Annotated in this window: 18 protein-coding genes and 1 pseudogene; 13 read left to right on the top strand and 6 right to left on the bottom strand. The window is 73.1% G+C overall.

Going from position 1 to position 16,411, the window contains the following annotated elements; all coding sequences use genetic code 11:
- The first annotated feature begins 200 nt into the window (after positions 1 to 200).
- The 4 genes from Sdia_RS00680 (at position 201) to Sdia_RS00665 (ending at position 3,588) form a co-directional block, all read left to right on the top strand.
- Positions 201 to 1,874 (top strand): sensor histidine kinase, encoded by a 1,674-nt coding sequence (locus Sdia_RS00680; protein ID WP_370464595.1) that lies wholly within the window; start codon positions 201 to 203, stop codon positions 1,872 to 1,874.
- Between the two features lie 83 nt (positions 1,875 to 1,957).
- Positions 1,958 to 2,806, top strand: a complete 849-nt coding sequence (locus Sdia_RS00675) for a response regulator transcription factor (protein ID WP_191835330.1) — start codon at positions 1,958 to 1,960, stop codon at positions 2,804 to 2,806.
- Between the two features lie 234 nt (positions 2,807 to 3,040).
- Positions 3,041 to 3,268 carry a hypothetical protein gene (locus tag Sdia_RS00670; RefSeq protein ID WP_191835329.1) on the top strand — a complete coding sequence of 76 codons (228 nt, stop codon included), beginning with the start codon at positions 3,041 to 3,043 and terminating at the stop codon, positions 3,266 to 3,268.
- Complete coding sequence (locus tag Sdia_RS00665) at positions 3,265 to 3,588, top strand: pilus assembly protein TadG-related protein (protein ID WP_308692521.1); 324 nt, start codon at positions 3,265 to 3,267, stop codon at positions 3,586 to 3,588. The genes Sdia_RS00670 and Sdia_RS00665 overlap by 4 nt, the downstream gene beginning before the upstream one ends.
- Here Sdia_RS00665 and Sdia_RS00660 read toward each other — a convergent pair.
- Positions 3,578 to 4,386 (bottom strand): IS5 family transposase gene (locus tag Sdia_RS00660; RefSeq protein WP_371874218.1). Its coding sequence is split into 2 segments (ribosomal slippage): positions 3,578 to 4,038 and positions 4,038 to 4,386, totalling 810 coding nucleotides; the frame shifts between segments, so codons are not numbered across the junction. The genes Sdia_RS00665 and Sdia_RS00660 overlap by 11 nt on opposite strands.
- 116 nt (positions 4,387 to 4,502) lie before the next feature.
- Between Sdia_RS00660 and Sdia_RS00655 the strand changes: the two genes are divergently transcribed.
- The 7 genes and pseudogenes from Sdia_RS00655 to Sdia_RS00630 all read left to right on the top strand — a co-directional run bounded on the left by Sdia_RS00655 (position 4,503) and on the right by Sdia_RS00630 (position 9,496).
- Positions 4,503 to 4,730 (top strand): hypothetical protein, encoded by a 228-nt coding sequence (locus Sdia_RS00655; RefSeq protein WP_191835328.1) that lies wholly within the window; start codon positions 4,503 to 4,505, stop codon positions 4,728 to 4,730.
- A 305-nt stretch (positions 4,731 to 5,035) separates the two neighbouring features.
- On the top strand, positions 5,036 to 5,338 hold the full coding sequence (locus Sdia_RS30560) for a hypothetical protein (protein ID WP_308692520.1): 303 nt from the start codon (positions 5,036 to 5,038) through the stop codon (positions 5,336 to 5,338).
- Positions 5,339 to 5,344: 6 nt separating this feature from the next.
- Positions 5,345 to 6,007: an OmpA family protein gene (locus Sdia_RS00645; protein WP_115069823.1), complete on the top strand. Its 663-nt coding sequence runs from the start codon at positions 5,345 to 5,347 to the stop codon at positions 6,005 to 6,007.
- 109 nt (positions 6,008 to 6,116) lie between these two features.
- Positions 6,117 to 6,242, top strand: coding sequence for a hypothetical protein (locus Sdia_RS29850; RefSeq protein WP_258057171.1), 126 nt, complete (start codon positions 6,117 to 6,119; stop codon positions 6,240 to 6,242).
- 328 nt (positions 6,243 to 6,570) lie between these two features.
- Positions 6,571 to 7,263, top strand: a pseudogene (locus Sdia_RS00640) (FAD-dependent oxidoreductase); the annotation flags it as partial.
- Positions 7,264 to 7,430: 167 nt separating this feature from the next.
- Positions 7,431 to 8,645 (top strand): MFS transporter, encoded by a 1,215-nt coding sequence (locus Sdia_RS00635; RefSeq protein WP_115069824.1) that lies wholly within the window; start codon positions 7,431 to 7,433, stop codon positions 8,643 to 8,645.
- A 20-nt stretch (positions 8,646 to 8,665) separates the two neighbouring features.
- Entirely contained in the window at positions 8,666 to 9,496 is an 831-nt protein-coding gene (locus tag Sdia_RS00630) for an aldo/keto reductase (protein ID WP_276529932.1), read from the top strand.
- A gap of 88 nt (positions 9,497 to 9,584) precedes the next feature.
- On the opposite strand, the gene Sdia_RS00625 is transcribed toward Sdia_RS00630, so the two are convergent.
- From Sdia_RS00625 to Sdia_RS00610, 3 genes are all read right to left on the bottom strand, one after another.
- The gene (locus Sdia_RS00625) at positions 9,585 to 10,292 is read right to left on the bottom strand and encodes a VWA domain-containing protein (RefSeq protein WP_189500482.1); all 708 of its coding nucleotides are present in this window, start codon (positions 10,290 to 10,292) and stop codon (positions 9,585 to 9,587) included.
- Positions 10,293 to 10,460: 168 nt separating this feature from the next.
- Positions 10,461 to 11,654 carry a Cmx/CmrA family chloramphenicol efflux MFS transporter gene (locus Sdia_RS00620; RefSeq protein WP_100452571.1) on the bottom strand — a complete coding sequence of 398 codons (1,194 nt, stop codon included), beginning with the start codon at positions 11,652 to 11,654 and terminating at the stop codon, positions 10,461 to 10,463.
- An 856-nt stretch (positions 11,655 to 12,510) separates the two neighbouring features.
- The gene (locus tag Sdia_RS00610; RefSeq protein ID WP_191835326.1) at positions 12,511 to 13,509 is read right to left on the bottom strand and encodes an IS481 family transposase; all 999 of its coding nucleotides are present in this window, start codon (positions 13,507 to 13,509) and stop codon (positions 12,511 to 12,513) included.
- Between the two features lie 83 nt (positions 13,510 to 13,592).
- Between Sdia_RS00610 and Sdia_RS00605 the strand changes: the two genes are divergently transcribed.
- Entirely contained in the window at positions 13,593 to 13,928 is a 336-nt protein-coding gene (locus Sdia_RS00605) for an aminoglycoside phosphotransferase family protein (RefSeq protein ID WP_191835332.1), read from the top strand.
- Between the two features lie 19 nt (positions 13,929 to 13,947).
- On the opposite strand, the gene Sdia_RS00600 is transcribed toward Sdia_RS00605, so the two are convergent.
- Together Sdia_RS00600 and Sdia_RS29845 are read right to left on the bottom strand one after the other, a co-directional pair.
- Positions 13,948 to 14,430, bottom strand: coding sequence for a TMEM175 family protein (locus Sdia_RS00600; RefSeq protein WP_262417642.1), 483 nt, complete (start codon positions 14,428 to 14,430; stop codon positions 13,948 to 13,950).
- Positions 14,333 to 14,563 (bottom strand): TMEM175 family protein, encoded by a 231-nt coding sequence (locus Sdia_RS29845; protein ID WP_258057251.1) that lies wholly within the window; start codon positions 14,561 to 14,563, stop codon positions 14,333 to 14,335. Before Sdia_RS29845 ends, Sdia_RS00600 begins: the two co-directional genes overlap by 98 nt.
- A 450-nt stretch (positions 14,564 to 15,013) precedes the next feature.
- On the opposite strand from Sdia_RS29845, the gene Sdia_RS00595 reads away from it, so the two are divergent.
- Entirely contained in the window at positions 15,014 to 15,757 is a 744-nt protein-coding gene (locus tag Sdia_RS00595) for a DUF4097 family beta strand repeat-containing protein (protein WP_115069828.1), read from the top strand.
- Positions 15,758 to 16,411 lie beyond the last annotated feature (654 nt).

Below are 16,411 nucleotides of genomic sequence, written 5' to 3'. Positions count from 1 at the left end.
AGGGCGGCCACGAGGGCCCCGAGGAGCACGCGGGCCCCGGCGCGCACGAGGCGTACGAGGGTGCCGACGGGGGCCCGGCCCAGGCGGGGAACGCCGGCCGGGTGAACCGGAGGACGCCTGGCGACGGGGCCTTCCCGCCGGAGGAGCGCAGGGCGCGGGGGGCCGGAGGCGCCGGGGAAGCCGCCGGCGCGTCCTTCCCGCTGGCCCGGGACGCCCGGGACAGGCGACAGCCACCCGACCCCGACGAGGGCCCGTACGCCGCGACCCCGTACGCGGACGGGCGGCCGGCCCCTGCCCCCAGGCCCTCGCGTACCGACGCGCCCGAGGCCGCGAAGCCCCGCCCGGCCCCCTCGGCCGGGCGGGAGACGCACCGGGTGTTCGGCCTGGGCCCGTACCGGCTGCCCCGCTCCACCCCGCCCGGCCGACGGGACCGTACGGAATGGGGGCGCGCCGCCGCACCGGGCCGCCCGCCCCGCCAGCCCCCGACCGCCCCGCCCACCCTGTACGGCGGCCACGAGCCCGACCCCGGCCCCACCGCCTCCGCCCTCGCCGACGACGCCCCCGCCCCCAGCCCCCGCGTGCAGCTCAGCGCCCTCCAGGCCCTCTGCCGCCAGGTCTTCGGTGTCCGCCTCGCCCTGATCGCCCTCGGCACCCCCTTCGCCCTGCAGAACGCCGCCGACGGCGCCGCCCGCTACCTCGTCCTCGCCGCCGCGGTCACCGGCTTCATGGCCTCCTACGCCATGCTCCGCGACTGGGAGCGGTTCGGCCCCGCCGTCCTGCGCCACCCCGCCCTGCTCGGCCTCGACCTGTTCATCGGCGCCGTCCTCCTCCTCACCGCCTCACCCGCCTCCCCGCTCGGCTACGCCGCCGCCTGCACCCCGCTCCTCGCCGGCCTCCTCTACGGCTGGCGTGGCTCCGGCGTCCTCACCGGCTGCCAGCTCGTCGTCCTCCTCATCGCCCACCGTGCCTGGGGCGACGCCCTCACCAGCGGCGCGAGCACCCTTCTCGTCGCCGGCTTCTGCGTCGCCGCCGGAATCACCGGGGTGACCCTGCGCAACCTCATGTTCCGCTTCGGCGCCGCCACCACAGCCCTCGCCGAGGCCAACGCCCGGCTCGCCGTGGCCGGCGCCGTCGAGGCCGAACGCGCCCGCCTCGCCCGCGACCTGCACGACTCCCTCGCCAAGACCCTGCACGGCCTCGCCCTCACCGCCGACGCCCTCGCCGAAGGCACCGGCCACCTGCCGCCCGACACCCTCCGCGACCGCGCCGTCCAGGTCGCCGCCGCCGCCCGCCGTGCTGCCGCCGACTCCCGTGACCTGCTGGCCGGGCTGCGCCACGACGCGGCCGACCCCACCGACCCCGTCGACCTCGCCGAGACCCTGCGCGCGGGGCTGCCGCCCGGCACACCCCTCAGCACGGCCGGGCCCCTGCCGCCCGTGCCCCACGCCGTCGCCGGGCACCTGCTGGCCATCGCCGCCGAAGCCGTGGAGAACGCCCACCGCCACGCCGCCGGCCCCACCCGGGTCAGCCTCGCCGCCACCAGCCGTTCCCTGCGCCTCACCGTCACCGACGGCGGCCCCGGACTCCCGGCCGGTCTCACGCTCCGCTCCGCCGCCGAGACCGGCCACTTCGGTCTCGTCGGCATGGCGGAACGCGCCACCGCGATCGGCGGCCGGCTCCGCGTGGGACCCGCCGACGACCCGGCGACACACCACCCCGGCACGGAGGTACGGCTGGAGCTGCCCCTCGCCGGACTGGACGCGGCGCCACCGCCCCCGCGCCGCCCACCGACCCCGCCCGCGCCAGGAACGCCCCCTTCCGCCCGGCGGGAACACCTATCCGACCAAAACCCACCCACGAAGACCCCGGACTGAGGACACTCTTAACGCGAGCACCACACCCGGACCGCTCACATCCGGACGGAGCACCACCGACCCCGCCCCGAGAGGAGGCCACCATGCCGGACGCACCCCACACCGAGGCACACGGCCGAACCGCCGCACCCGAAGCGCGCACCACCCGCACCCGCCCGGACCCGCGCACGGCCCCTCTCCGCCCCCACCCCGCGCCCGGGGGCCGGACCCTGCGCGTGGTCGTCGCCGACGACAACCAGGTCGTCCGCGCCGGACTCAGCGCCCTGCTCGGCGCCCGCCCCGGCATCCGTGTCGTCGCCGAGGCCGGTGACGGCCACCGCGCCCTCGCGGCCACCCGCCACCACCGGCCCGACGTGGTCCTCCTGGACGTGCGCATGCCCGGCGTCGACGGCCTCGCCGCCCTGCCGCACCTGGTCCGCCTCGCCCCCGTCCTGATGCTCACCTACAGCCGCGAACGCGACACCGTCCAACGCGCCCTCGGGCTGGGCGCCGTCGGCTACCTCGTGCACGGCGAGTTCACCGCCGACCAACTGGCCCGCGCCGTACGCGACGCCCACGAGGGCCACGCGCACCTCACCCCGTCCGCCAGGAACGCCCTCCTCGCCCACTTTGTCGCGCCGGCCGTCCCCCACCGGCCACCCGTCTCGAACCCGCCAACCTCCGCCGAACCCCCTTCGCGACTGCAATCCGCTGTGGGAGAGTCGAACAGGGCAGCGCACGGGCTGAGTTCACGGGAGGTCGAGGTCATGGAACTGATCGCCTCGGGGATGAGCAACCAGCAGATAGCGGCGACGTGCTTCATCAGTGAGAAGACCGTCAAGAACCACATCAACCGCATCTTCGCCAAACTCCACGCCCCCAACCGCAGCGCCGCCATAGCGACGTGGCTGGGCACCAACCCGTCCTCGTCCCCCAGGACGGCACCGCGATGAACCGGCAGCCCCCTGCCCCGGGCACCGACGCCGGCCCGGACCGGCCCACCCGGGCCTCCGGTTGCGGCTCCGGTCGGCCCGCGCGCCCTTGTACCCCCGGCCAAAGGGCACGTCCCACCTCCGGCACCGGTTCCCACCCCGCTTGGGTCCCCGTGTGGGCCCCCGGGCCCTCCTCCGTTCGCCGCACCACCTCATACCGTCCCCGAAGCACCCCCGACCAAGGAGGCCCCCACCATGAGGAACTCGACCTTGAGGGCAGCACTGGCCCTGCACCGGGCGGCCCAGACCTGGACCACCCGCGCCCTGAACAGGGCGAACCGCGACCGGGGCGCGGGCTTCGTGGAGTACGCGGGGTTGATGATTCTGATCGCGGGGATCTTCGTTCTGATCGATCGACTGGCCTTGGATGCGAAGATTTCCGAAGCCATCGGGAAGGCGGTCAGCGACGTCGTCGGCCGTTGACTGTCGATACCCGGCGTCTTGACCAGGGGCAGGCCTTGCCTCTATTTATCTGGATTTCTGGGATGCTACTCTTCGTTGCATTCGCCTTCTTTGCATTTGCTCAAGCGGCGGTGGCCAGAAATGGCGCACAGTCTGCCGCTGATGCGGCGGCATTGGCTGCAGCGCAGGAGTCTCGTCTTGCCCTTTTCGACGGACTCGTGGAATCGATCGGCGACGGTGACGGATGGTTGGAATGGTTGTATGCGGAGTCCGCTGTCGGTGATGGGGCGGAGGTGGAGGCCAGCCGTCTAGCTTCCTTAAGAAGTCATCTCATTTGGTGAGCCTGCGGTAGCAGATGAGAGTGCAGGCGATGCTGGTGAAGGCGAGGAAGTGGTCGGCCTTGCGTTCGTAGCGTCGGTGGAGGCGGCGGCAGCCGGCAAGCCAGGCCATGGTGCGTTCCACGGTCCAGCGGTGACGGCCCAGCCGTTGCGAGGACTCGACTCCCTTACGGGCGATGCGGTGGGTGATACCTCGCTCGCGTAACCATCGCCGCAGATGGGCATAGTCGTAGCCCTTGTCGGCGTGAAGCTTGCCGGGCTTGCGCCGTCGTCGGCCGCGCCGCGAGCGGATTGGCGGGATGCCCTTCACGAGCGGGATCAGTGCCTGGCTGTCGTGGAGGTTGGCCCCGGAGATGCCGACGGAGACGGGCAGACCCGACCGTTCCGTGACCAGGTGGATCTTCGAGCCGTACTTGCCCCGGTCGACAGGATTCGGACCCGTCAGGTCCCCCTTTTCAGGGCCCGCATGTTCACCGAGTCGATTGCGCACCGCGACCAGTCCAGCTCCCCGCGGGCACCGAGTTCGTCGAGAACCAGGCGGTGGAGTTTGGCCCACACCCTGGCCTTCGACCACTCCGAGAACCGTCGGTGAGCAGTCGCTCCGGACGGGCCAAACGACGCCGACGGCAGCTGCTGCCAGGTACAACCCGACGTGGCTACGAAGACGATCGCGGCCAGCACCTCCCGGTCGCCGTGCCGACGCCGACCACCGCCCTGAGGTCGCGACGGCGCCTCCGGCACCACCCGCTGGAACAACTCCCACAACTCGTCCGGCACCAACCGCTCAACGATCCCCACCATGACGCACAGAATACCGAGTGCCCCAAATGAGATGGCCTCTAAATGGGGCTGACCTGGTTGGCTTCAGGGTGGAATCGAGGAAGAATCTTCCAGCTTTCTGGGCTCGAGTGCGGAACGTGGATGCGGTGGGGGAATCTGTTGTCCCCGGGACTGAGACTGCCAAAGCGAGCGCTGAAGCTGTCGCGGCGGTTGAGCCGCGTTGTGCGGTGGAGGAAGGAATTGATCCGGACGATGAGGTCGCCTTCCGCTGCGATGGCGAACGCTTCGTCATCGATCCGGAAGATTTCGACGAGAGTGACCTTCCGGAAGTCGACGAAATGTTCGCAGCTCGGCTAGTTGGGTGAGCCTGCACGTTTAGAGGGAGTCTCTGGTAATGGATCTTCGTGGCTTTACTGGAAGCCGTCATCGCGTTATGGCTGCGGCCTGCGCTGTGACGCTCTCCTTCGCCATCTCCGCCTGTGGAGGGAGTGAGGGAGAGGGAGAGGATGCGAAGGTTCCGAGTGCGGAGGTATCGAAGGCGCCCTCGGCTGACGTTGGCCGCAGCGCCCCCGAGGATGGCCCACTTGCTGAGGTGAATGGAAATGGAATCACTCTCACGGTCGATTCGGCAGTCCGGGACGGGGGTGGGTTTCTCACCGTCTCCGGAAAAGTGACGAATGGCAAGGGTTCATTTTGGACGGCGGGGGAATGGAAGAGTGATGAAAGCGAGTTGAGTAAGAGTGCTGGGTCCATGGCGGGGGCGACCATCGTCGACGCGGTTGGTAAAAAGAAGTACCTGATCCTTCGGGATACGGGAGGGCGATGCCTATGCACGCTGTTCGAAGGGGGAATTGACTCCAACGAGTCTGTTGACTGGTTCGCCCAGTTCCCGGCTCCCCCCGATGAGACGTCCAAGGTCCAACTGCAAGTCCCCACCATGCCCCCCGCCACCATCGAAATCTCCGAGGGGTGACCCCCGATGAAACCAGCACGCCATGTCGCTCTGGCCACTCTCGCCTGCTCGCTGGTTCTCTCGCTCGCTCTGCCCCTGCACGCGGCCCATGCCGACGATGACGACCCCGTGGCGCCGCCCGGCAGCACGACCAGTTCTCCGCCCCCGCGGATCTCCGAGGACAGCGCGGGGCTGAAGCTGGCGGACGGGGCGAAACTCGCGCCGCCGAAGGTGCTGGACATCAAGTCGGTGGTGGAGGATCTGGGAGGCGAGGAGCGCCGTGAGGACACCAACACCGATGTGAAGTTCGCACTCCAGGCCGAGGTCCTGTTCGGCAAGGACAGCGCCAAGCTGAACCCGGAGGCTCGCGGCCGCATCCAGGCCATCGCCGAGGAGGCGCAGGCTCAGCAGGCGAACAAGGTGCGGGTGTTCGGGTTCACCGACGACCTCGGCTCGTACGAGCACGGGAAGAAGCTGTCGAAGAACCGTGCCGACGCCGTCCACGAGGAACTGGTGAGGACACTCGGACCGAGTGTCACCTACGAGGTGCGCGGCTACAGCGAGGACTACCCGATCGCCGACAACTCCACCGAGGCCGGCCGGATGAAGAACCGCCGTGTCGAGGTGTCGTTCCCGCGCGGTGCCGCCGCTCCGCAGGCGCAGGAGTCCGGCGACCCGGCGGTGAGCTGATCCACCGCAGGGCCGCGTTGCCGGTGAGGATCAGGCCGACGCCGGCCAGGAACTTTTCGCGGGCGGGGCCGGCCCTGAGCTGCCCTGTGACGCCTCGGGTGAACGGGTAATGCTCGGCGTCGAGTTCGCCCCAGGTGTCGGCGACGGCGACGGCGTCGAGGTGGGCGGTGCGGTCGGTGCCGGGGGCACCGACCGGCTGCTCGCGGCGTCCTGCCCCGCCACCCCGAGGATGTAGCTCATCAGTGCCGGCGCGGAGGTGAACCGGGCGGTCTCCGGCACGCCCAGCGCCTCGACCTGGCGGCCGACGCGCTCGAAGACCCGGAGCAGGGGGACCGGCTTTCGGTGAAGTCGAGCTGCGGGCCGACCCACGGGGGTGGGCGTCCAGCGCGTCGAAGACGCCGAGCGTGAGCGTGCGGAGGGGCTTCCCGCGGGGCCGCTGCGGGGTCGGCCGGTGAGGCGGCGGGGGCGATGACGGCGTCGGGGGCGGCGGTCAGCGGTTCCGCCCTGCCGGTGACGTGCCAGTAGATCGCCCCGGGTCCGGTCGCGCGGCGCTCCGCCAGCGCGCGGAAGGTGAGGCCGCGCTCGCCCACCGTGTCGAGCGGTTCCGACGCGTGCGCCCCCTGGCCTCGGCGGCGACACCTCGTTATGTCGGCGTGGTCTTCGTGGAGACGTGGCTCTTCGACGGTGACGCGCGCCATCCCGGCGCGAAGGTGGTCGGTGGCGGCTCGATGACGGCGCTGGTGCCGGGCAGGGGGATCGTCGCCCACCGCGAGCCGGGCGGGGTGCTGCACACCTACGTGCAGCTCGCCCGGGGCCGGGCGTGGGCCGACGCCGCCGACCTCGCCGACCCGTCCGCGGTCGTACGGTGCGTCGCCGAGGAGTTCGAGGGGGTGGGCGCCGGAGCTGACCGCCCTCGTCACCGACGGGGACACCGCCCCGGTCGTACGCCTCCCGCACGCCTGCCCGCCGGGCACCGTTGGGCGCGGGTCCCGGGCGTCGCCCTGCTCGGCGACGCCGCCCACCTCGTGCCGCCCTCCGGTGAGGGCGCCAACCTCGCCCTGCCCGACGGCGCCGGACTCGGCGAGGCTCTCGCGGCCCCTCCCGGCGACGTCGAGGCGGCCCTCGCCGCGTACGAGGCGGCGCTCTTCCCGCGCGGCGCCAGGACCGCCGCCGACGCCGAGAAGGTTCTCACCCTCTGCGTCGGCGGCCGCGCCCCCTGCGGCCTCATCGAGATGTTCGCGGGGGCGGACGGGTGAGGAGAGGGGGGCGGGAGAAGCCCCTTCACTAATAGCCCGCGCTTGCAATCATCCCGCGTGTGCAATTAGTGTGTCCGCTTGTAAGGCGCTGTCAGCGGTTACCCGTCCTGTCGGGTCGAGCTCCTCGGAGCAGCGCTTCTCCCTCCCCTTCCAGGAAAGGCACACCCATGCCTCCAGCCCTCCTGGCCCTGGCCGTCGGAGCCTTCGGGATCGGTACCACCGAGTTCGTGATCATGGGCCTGCTCCCCGACGTGGCCGCCGACTTCGGCGTCACCGTCCCGACGGCCGGGCTGCTGGTCACCGGGTACGCGCTCGGCGTCGTCGCGGGCGCGCCGATCATGACCGTGCTCGGGACGAAGATCTCCCGCAAGCACATGCTGATGCTGCTGATGGGCCTGTTCGTCGCGGGCAACCTGCTCTCCGCCGCCGCCCCCGCCTTCGGCGTGATGCTGGCCGGGCGGATCGTCGCCTCCCTCGCGCACGGCGCCTTCTTCGGCATCGGCTCGGTCGTCGCCGCCGACCTGGTCGCCCCTCGTGAACGGGCCGGAGCCATCGCGCTGATGTTCACCGGCCTGACCCTCGCCAACGTGGCCGGTGTGCCGCTCGGCACCCTCATCGGTCAGAGCGCCGGCTGGCGGGCCACCTTCGTCGTCGTCGCCGGACTCGGCGTCCTCGGCCTGCTCGGTGTGGCCCGGCTCGTCCCGGCCCTGCCGAAGCCGGAAGGGGTGAGGCTGCGGCACGAGCTGGCGGCGTTCCGGAACGCGCAGGTCCTGCTGGCCATGGCGATGACCGTGCTCGGCTTCGGCGGGGTCTTCGCCGCCGTCACCTACGTGGCGCCCATGATGACCGAGGTCGCCGGCTTCGCCGACTCCTCGGTGACCTGGCTGCTGGTCCTCTTCGGTCTGGGCATGGTCGCGGGCAACCTGGTCGGTGGCAGGTTCGCCGACCGCGCGCTGATGCCGATGCTCCACGCCTCGCTCGGCGGCCTGACCCTGGTCCTCGCCCTGTTCACCGTCACCGCGCATCACAAGGCCGCCGCCGCGCTCACCCTCGCCCTGATCGGCGCCCTCGGCTTCGCCACCGTGCCGCCCCTCCAGAAGCGGGTCCTCGACCACGCCCACGGTGCCCCCACGCTGGCCTCCGCCGTCAACATCGGCGCCTTCAACCTGGGCAACGCCCTGGCCGCCTGGCTCGGCGGACTCGTCATCGCCTCCGGTCTCGGCTGGACCGCCCCGAACTGGGTCGGCGCCCTGCTCGCCGGCTCCGCGCTGCTGCTGGCCCTCCTCTCGGCCGCCCTCCAGCGCCGCGACGAGGCCCGCGCGGCCCGGGAGCCCGTGCCCACCGCCGCCACCCCGGCCGCCCCCGAACCCGTACACCACTGATGAAGGACAAGGCACAGCACGTGAACACCACTCCCGTCCCCACCGTCACCCTCCACAACGGCGTCACCATGCCGCAGCTCGGCTTCGGCGTCTTCCAGGTGCCCGACGAGGCGACCACGGCCGCCGTCGCCACCGCGCTGGAGGCCGGCTACCGCTCGATCGACACCGCCGCCGTCTACGGCAACGAAGCGGGCGTCGGCCGCGCTCTCGCCGGCTCCGGCATCCCCCGCGACGAACTCTTCGTCACCACCAAGGTGTGGAACGACGACCAGGGCTACGACGCCACTCTCACCGCCTTCGACGCCTCGCTCGCCCGGCTCGGGCTGGACCACGTCGACCTGTACCTGATCCACTGGCCGGCCCCGGCCCGCGACCGCTACCTCGACACCTGGCGCGCCCTGGAGAAGCTGCTCGCCGACGGCCGGACCCGTGCCATCGGCGTCTCCAACTTCCAGCCCGCCCACCTGACCCGCCTGATCGACGCCTCCGGCATCGTCCCCGCGGTCAACCAGATCGAGCTGCATCCCGGCCTCCAGCAGGCCGGCCTGCGCGCCCTGCACGCCGAGCACGGCATCGCCACCGAGGCGTGGAGCCCCCTGGCCCAGGGCGCCCTGCTGAAGAACGGCACGATCACCGGTCTCGCCGCCCGCCACGGCCGGACCCCGGCCCAGATCGTCCTCCGGTGGCACCTCCAGCTCGGCAACGTGGTGATCCCCAAGTCCGTCACCCCCTCCCGCATCCGCGAGAACCTCGACGTCCTCGGCTTCACCCTCACCGCCGACGAGATGGCCGCTCTCGCCACCCTGGACGAGGGGCTGCGCACGGGCCCCGAACCGGACAGCCTCGACTGAGCCCGCCCGCACCGGGCGGCGGACCACCGTCGAAGCTCCCTGCCCGGACCCGGGTCCGGGCAGGGAGCTTCGGCCGGCCGCCCCGGACTCAGCCGGGCAGCAGGCCCAGCGCCCCGGCCTCCTTGAGCCAGGAGGGGAACTCGGTCAGCAACGCGTCGTACAGCGCCTCGTCCGTCCAGGAGCCCGGCCGGGGCCCGGCCGCGAAGAACCCGGCGTTGTCGACGATCCGCCTCCTCGGTACGGCCAGCTCGTCCAGCTTGCGCAGGAAGGCGAACCGGTCGTCGCCGAAGCCGACGAACTGCCAGAACACCGGCAGGCGGGCGGCCCGGCACAGGACACGTTCCGCCTCCGGCCGGGAGTCGGGGCCGCCGTCGGTCTGGAAGATCACGAAGGCGGGAGCGGTCGCGCCGGAGGCGGTGTAGTGCTCGATCACCTCCAGCATGGCGGCCGCGTAGTTGGTCCTCCCCATGTGCCCGTACCGCTCGTGGAGTTCCTGGACACGGCCCTCGTAGGCGTCCAGGCTCACCTCGGTGGTGGGGTGGGCGTCGGTGTCGAAGAAGACCACCGGCACCGTGCCGTCGTCGTCCAGATGGGCGGCGAGCGCGAGGGCCTGTTCCGCCAGGCGCTGCACGGTGCCGTCGCGGTAGTAGCGGCGCATCGAGCCGGAGCGGTCGAGGACGAGGTACACGGCGGCCCGCACCCCCCGGTCGGCGAGGCCGCGCTTGCGCAGCGAGACGCCGGCGGTCTCGGTGAGGCCGACCAGACCGGGCGGGATCTTGTCGAGGCTGATCGGCATACAGGGCTCCCCTTGGCGCGGCGAAGGTCTCCGCATGGGGGGACGCTTGGTGGCGCACGGAGCCAGGAGCGGCAAGCTCCCGGCCCCATGGTGTGCCGCGCCGCCCCCGTCCGCAGGCGAACGCCCCAAGTACGGTCGGCGCACGCCCCGCCACCGCCGACCGCGCGCTCAGACGTGTACGGACTCCCCGGCCGGCGCCGGAGCGGCGCCCGGCGCCACCACCTCGCGGAACGCCGACGCGGCGAACAGGCTGACCGCGACCAGCACGGCCGCCGTCCAGAACGGGCCGCGGTCGCCGAGGGGCGTGGGGAGGGTGGCCGCGGCGGCGACGGGGCCGGCGGCGGCGCCGATGTTGAGGGAGGCCGTCGCGTACGAGCCCGCCATGGTGGGGGCGTGTGCCGCCTCGTGGAGGACACGGGTGATCAAGGTGCTGCCCAGCGCGAACGACAGCGCGCCCTGCACGAAGAGCAGGGGGAGCAGGGCGGCCGGCTCCCCGGCGAGCAGGGCCAGCGCGGGCCAGCCGGCGAGCAGCAGGGGGCCGGCGACCGCGACGACCAGGCCGGGCCGCCGGTCGGTGAGGCGGCCGGCGGCCGTCACTCCGGCGAAGGAGCCCGCGCCGAACAGGACCAGAGCGACGGAGATCCCCCAGGTGCCCAGCCCGGCCGTGCCGGTCACGACCGGGGCGAGGAAGGTGAAGGCGCCGAAGGTCGCCGCGTTCACCAGCGCGGTGAGCAGCATCACCAGGACCAGCCGGCCCCGGGCGAGCTGGGCGAGTTCCGCACGCAGGCTCGGGTGCGCGACCGCGTCCGCCCGTGCCCGCCCGGCCGGGACACCCAGCAGGACGCCGAGGGCGGCGGGCACGCAGAGCACGGCGACGGCGAGGAAGGTGGCGCGCCAGCCGAGCAGGGTGCCGAGCACCGCGCCGCCGGGGACACCGGCGACCGTGGCCAGCGTCGTGCCTCCCAGCAGCACGGCCAGTGCCCGGCCCTTCCGGGCGGGCGGCACCATCGACGCCGCGGCGGTCAGGGCGACGGCGAGGAACCCCGCGTTGGCGAGGGCGGCGACGACCCGGACGACGACCATGACCGGAAAGCTGGTCGTCACGGCCCCGACCACGTGCGCGGCCGCGAAGGCGAGGAGGAAGACGAGCAGGCTGGGCCGGCGGGGCCGGTCGCGGGCGAGCGCGGCCACCAGCGGGGCGCCGGCCACCATGCCGACGGCGAACGCGGAGGTGAGCACGCCCGCGGTGCCGACGGGCACGCCGAGGTCGGAGGCGAGGGCCGGCAGGAGGCCGGCCAGCATGAACTCCGAGGTGCCCATGGCGAAGACCGCCAGGGAGAGGAGGTGGAGAGGAAGAGGCATCGGGTGCTCCGAGGTGAGGGGAGATACGTGCACGGCATCTCGTCACCACGGCCGGGCCCCACCGGGCAGACGTGCCCCGCCGAGGGAGCGGCGGAACGGCAGGGCTGCGGGACCGGGGGTCAGGGGGCTGACGGCGGGTGACCGAAAGCCCCGACCCGGTCCGACTCAGGACACGACATGCCTGACACGCTACTCGGCCGAAGCCCGTCACCGCGCCCCGGTTCGCCGGACCGGGTCCCCGCCCGGAGGGAGACTCATGCCCCGTGCCCGCCTCGACGTCCTGCCCCCGTCCGCCCGTGCCCGCCTCCTCGCCCGTTTCGGCCCGGCCGCCGACGCCTGGTGCGACGCGCTTCCGGACCGGCTCGCCGCCCTGGCCGACCGCTGGGAGCTGGAACCACTGGCGGCCGGCGGCGGGAGCACCTCGCGGGTCTTGCGGTGCCGGCGGCGCGAGGACGGCGGAGCGGTCTGGCTGAAGCTGACGCCCGACCCGATGATCGCCGCCGAGGAGGCGGAGGCTCTGGCGGCCTGGGGGCGGACGCCCTCGGTGGTCCGCCTCCTCGCGGCCGACCCCGGAGCCGGGGCCCTGCTGCTGGACGGGGTGGCCCCGGGCGTGCCTGTGCACGGTCAGGACTGGGAGCCGGAGCAGCTCGCGACGCTGCTGCGCCGGCTCCGGGAGTGCGGGCCGGCCGAGCGCCCCTACGAGGGCTCGGCCGTGCGTCCGCTCGCCCACCGGGTCGGCTTCCTCTACGATCTCGCCCTGCGGCGGGCGGGCCCGGACCGGCCCGAGGCCGAGATCCGGCTCCGCAGGGCCCGCGCGCGGGCCCTGGAGCTGGCCGCCTCCGCGCCCGTGACCCGGCTAGTTGTATTGCCCTGTGAGGTTGGGGACGCGGCTGGCGGGTGGTTGCCCTTTCAGCGCGGTGTGTCCGCGGTGGTGATTGTAGGTGTGCAGCCATTGCGGGAACGCTTGGCGGCGCTCGGCTTCTGACCGGTAGGGGCGTGCGTAGGCCCACTCGTCCAGCAGGGTGCGGTTGAAGCGTTCGACCTTGCCGTTCGTCTGGGGCCGGTAGGGCCGGGTCCGCTTGTGGGCGATCCCGGTCGCTGCCAGGGCATCGCGCCAGTCGCGTGAGCGGTAGCAGGAGCCGTTGTCGGTCAGTACCCGTTCGACGGAGATCCCGGCCTGGGTGAAGAAGGTGTGGGCCCGCTGCCAGAAGGCGGTGGCGGTCTCCTTCTTCTCGTCCGCGTGGATCTCGCTGTAGGCGAGGCGGGAGTGGTCGTCGACGGCGGTGTGCAGGTAGCTGTAGCCGAGGTTGGGACGGCCGTGGACGGCGCGGGGCCGGGCGGGGTCGCGGTGCGCGGAGCTGTTGCGGCCGCCCTGAGCCCTGCCATGGACCTTGTGTCCGCCGCCGTCGGGGATGTTGCCCAGTTTCTTGATGTCGACGTGGACGAGTTCGCCGGGCCTGGCGCGTTCGTAGCGGCGCACCACGCGGCCGGTGGTCCGGTCGAGATGCGACAGGCGGGCCAGGCGGTAGCGGGTGAGCACGCGGTGCACGGTCGAGGGCACCAGGTGCAGGAAGTGCGCGATGCGGGCCGGTCCCCACCGGCGCAGCAGACGGACCTTGATGATCCGCCGCTCGGTACGGGTGGGAGTGCGGCCCGGGCTCGTGCGTGGGCGGCTGGAGCGGTCGGCCATGCCGGCTTCCCCCAGGCGGCGGTAGCGGTCGGCCCACCGCTGGGCGGTGGTGGGCGAGACCTGGAAGCGTTCGGCGGCCCGGCGCAGGGGCCAGCCGTCCTCGACCACGCAACGGGCCAGGCGCAGCCGTCCGGTCTCGGTCAGGGGTGCATTACGGTGGGGCACGAGGGCCTTTCTGGTTGGTGTAGACGTCGCAATCCACACCGAACCGGAAGGCCCTCACCCGTTCAAGATCCCTCGGCCGAGACCTGTCTCACCGTTCACAACCTCCCCGGACAGAACAGCTAGTCCACGGTGACCTGCACCCGGCCAACGTGCTGCACGGCCCCGGCGGCCGTCTGGTCGCCATCGACCCGAGACCCGCCTGGGGCGACCCCGACTTCGACGCGGTCGACTGGGCGCTGGACGGGGTCAGTTGTGCCGCTGAGCTGGCAGAACGGGCCGGGCGGCTCGCCGAGCTGGTCCCGGGGCTCCGCGCCGACCGGCTGCGTGACTGGGCGGGCGCGCTGGGCGCGCTGACCGGAGAGGCGCGCCTGCGGGCCGGGCACGAGGACGCACGCACTCGCTTCCTGCTGGGGTCCTGAGTACGCCCAGGAGGTGACCTCACCTGTCAGACAGGCCTTGGCCGGGTCGTCGCCTGCTCGCCCGGCCCACCGCCGTTTTCAGCGGGATCAGGGCCAGCCAGGTGTACATCGCGGCCGTCGGGTCGTGGAGGGCGACGAGCGCGGCGGCGCCGAACACCAGGACGGTCGAACCCGGTTCGGCGCTGAACCCCCAGGCGATGTGGCGGGGGACCGGGCGGGTACGCGGGCGGGGACTGCCGCGCAGCAGGGTGAACTGGGCGAGGTGGATCAGGTCGATCACGGCGCTCACGGCGGAGTACAGGGCCACGGCCACCGGCTCCCCGGTGTAGTCGGATTGCATGGAGGTCGGGAAGGGGACCAGGGCCACCGCCCCGAGTCCCAGCGCGGCCAGCCGGACGAAGCCCTCATCGACCTGGCGGACCAGTATGAGGATGCGCCGCTGGTCCTGCCAGAAGCCGACCAGCAGCGTGAAGCTCAGCCCGTAGGCGAGGAACTGGGGCACCGTGTCGCGCGGTTCGCGGTGGAACCGGCCGAGTCCCCTCGGGGAGGGAGAGGCCGAGGACGAGCAGGGTCATCGCGATCGCGTGGACGCCGTCGGAGAGTGCCGCCAGCCGCGCCGGGCCGCCCACCGCCATCGCCGAGGCGGCGGGGAGGCGTGCGCGGGAGGGGGCGACCACCGCGGCGGGGTACCTCGGGTACGGAACTCACCGCACGCGCACCCGGCGCACCCCACGCGCCCCGGTCCGCGCCCCGCGTGCGGCTCCGCCGTCCACTCCCCGCACACCCCCTCCTCGCACCGCCGCACCCGGACCCCGCCAGAAGGCCGCCGTGCCCGGGTGGCTCGCCCGATTGGGCCGACAGGCGGCGTGTCGCCGGGTCGCGCAGACGAGCCGTGGCGGTGCGCGCCGGGGGCGCGGACCTGCCGAGAGTGCTCCGGCGCACGCACCCGTAGGGGGTCCCTGACCCGTCAACCGGGGGGTATCCCCATGGAACGGCGCAGGCGGGGAGCTTACCGTCGGAGGGGGCCGGAGAGGGGCCGGCCCGCGCGTACGACCGTTCACGCGTCCGACCAGAGGGGGACCACCATGCGCCGCACCCGCAGTTCACCGGCCGGCACGGCCGCGTTCGCCGCGGTACTCGTCCTGGCCCTGGGCGGGCTCACCGCCTGCGGCCTGGCCCGGGCCGACGAGGCCCGCGACGACCAGCGGGTGGGAGGTGAGGTCAGCGCGGTCCGGATCGACTCCGCGGCCGGCGCCGTCACCCTGCGCGGTGACCGCGCCGCCACCTCGGTCCGCGTCCAGCGGGAGCTGCGTTACCAGGGGGAGAAGCCCGAGGGCGCCACCCACCGGGTCGAGGACGGCGTCCTCACCCTCTCCGGCTGCGGGCACCGCTGCTCGGTCGCGTACACCGTCGACCTGCCGGCCGGGGTCCCGGTCAGCGGCAGCACCGGCTCCGGGCGCATCACCCTGGCCAACGTCGGCGCGGTGGACGTCTCCACCACCGACGGCGCGGTCGAGGTGACCGGCGCCACCGGCAAGGTGTCGGTCCGCACCGGTGACGGCCGGGTCAAGGGGCGCGACCTGCACGGCGACGGCATCAGCGTCCGCACGTCGAACGGCGCCGTCGACGTCATCCCCGCCACCGCCCAGGACATCAGCGCCACCACGGCCAACGGCTCGATCATCGTCTCGGCCCCGCCCGCCGGCTACCGCATAGCCGCCGACACCGCCGGCGGCCGCAAGGCCGTCACCCTCACCGACGATCCGCACGGTGAGTACCGCATGGACCTGCGCACCGCCAACGGCGCGATCACGGTCCGGCCGTCCTGACCCGCCCTGACCCGTCCGGCGGGCCGGCGGTCCCTGCGGGCGTTCCGCTCCGGTCCGGGCCGTCGCGCCCGCCGGAGCGCTGCCGAGGCGTCGGCCGGACCGCGTGGTGCCGGAGACGGCGGGCTGACGGGGCACCAGGGGAGGAATGCGGGCAGACCGCCCCGGAGCGGAGTTGGTGATTCCGCATCGTTATCGAACGGGGCTCGTGGGGTGGCCGGCCCTCACGTAGGTTCAGACCATTGAGATGCGCGTCGGCGAAGGCGGCCGCTCCGAGTGCTGCTGCCGGAGCGCGTGCGCCCCGCGCGGATCACGGGCCCGGGGTGTCGTGCGGTGGAGGGGGCCGCACGACACACCCGCCGGGCCCCGGCTCCGGTCCGGATACGTCAAGTCGAGGACCGCAGGCGGCGTAACCCGTGCGGGTGGAGCGCGTCCCCTCCGTCACGTCCGGCCCGTACGCCCCACGGGCCGGGGAAACCGCCGGTGGGAGGGGGCTCGCTGCCCTGGGGGCGGCTCCCCGGCGCGTCGCGGGGCGACTGCGGAGCGTAATTTTTCTGCCGGAATGCACGCAGCATCACTTACGAAGGGTTATGGTGGAAACCCCCCCCTCGGGCCGGTCCGTAACCCCCCCCACGGACCGGCCCGCTTTCTTGGGTA

The organism is Streptomyces diastaticus subsp. diastaticus (assembly GCF_011170125.1).
In the GTDB taxonomy this organism is placed as follows: Bacteria; Actinomycetota; Actinomycetes; order Streptomycetales; family Streptomycetaceae; genus Streptomyces; species Streptomyces diastaticus.
The sequence above is the reverse complement of the archived record's forward strand: the minus strand, read 5'-3'. Positions and strand labels throughout refer to the sequence as shown.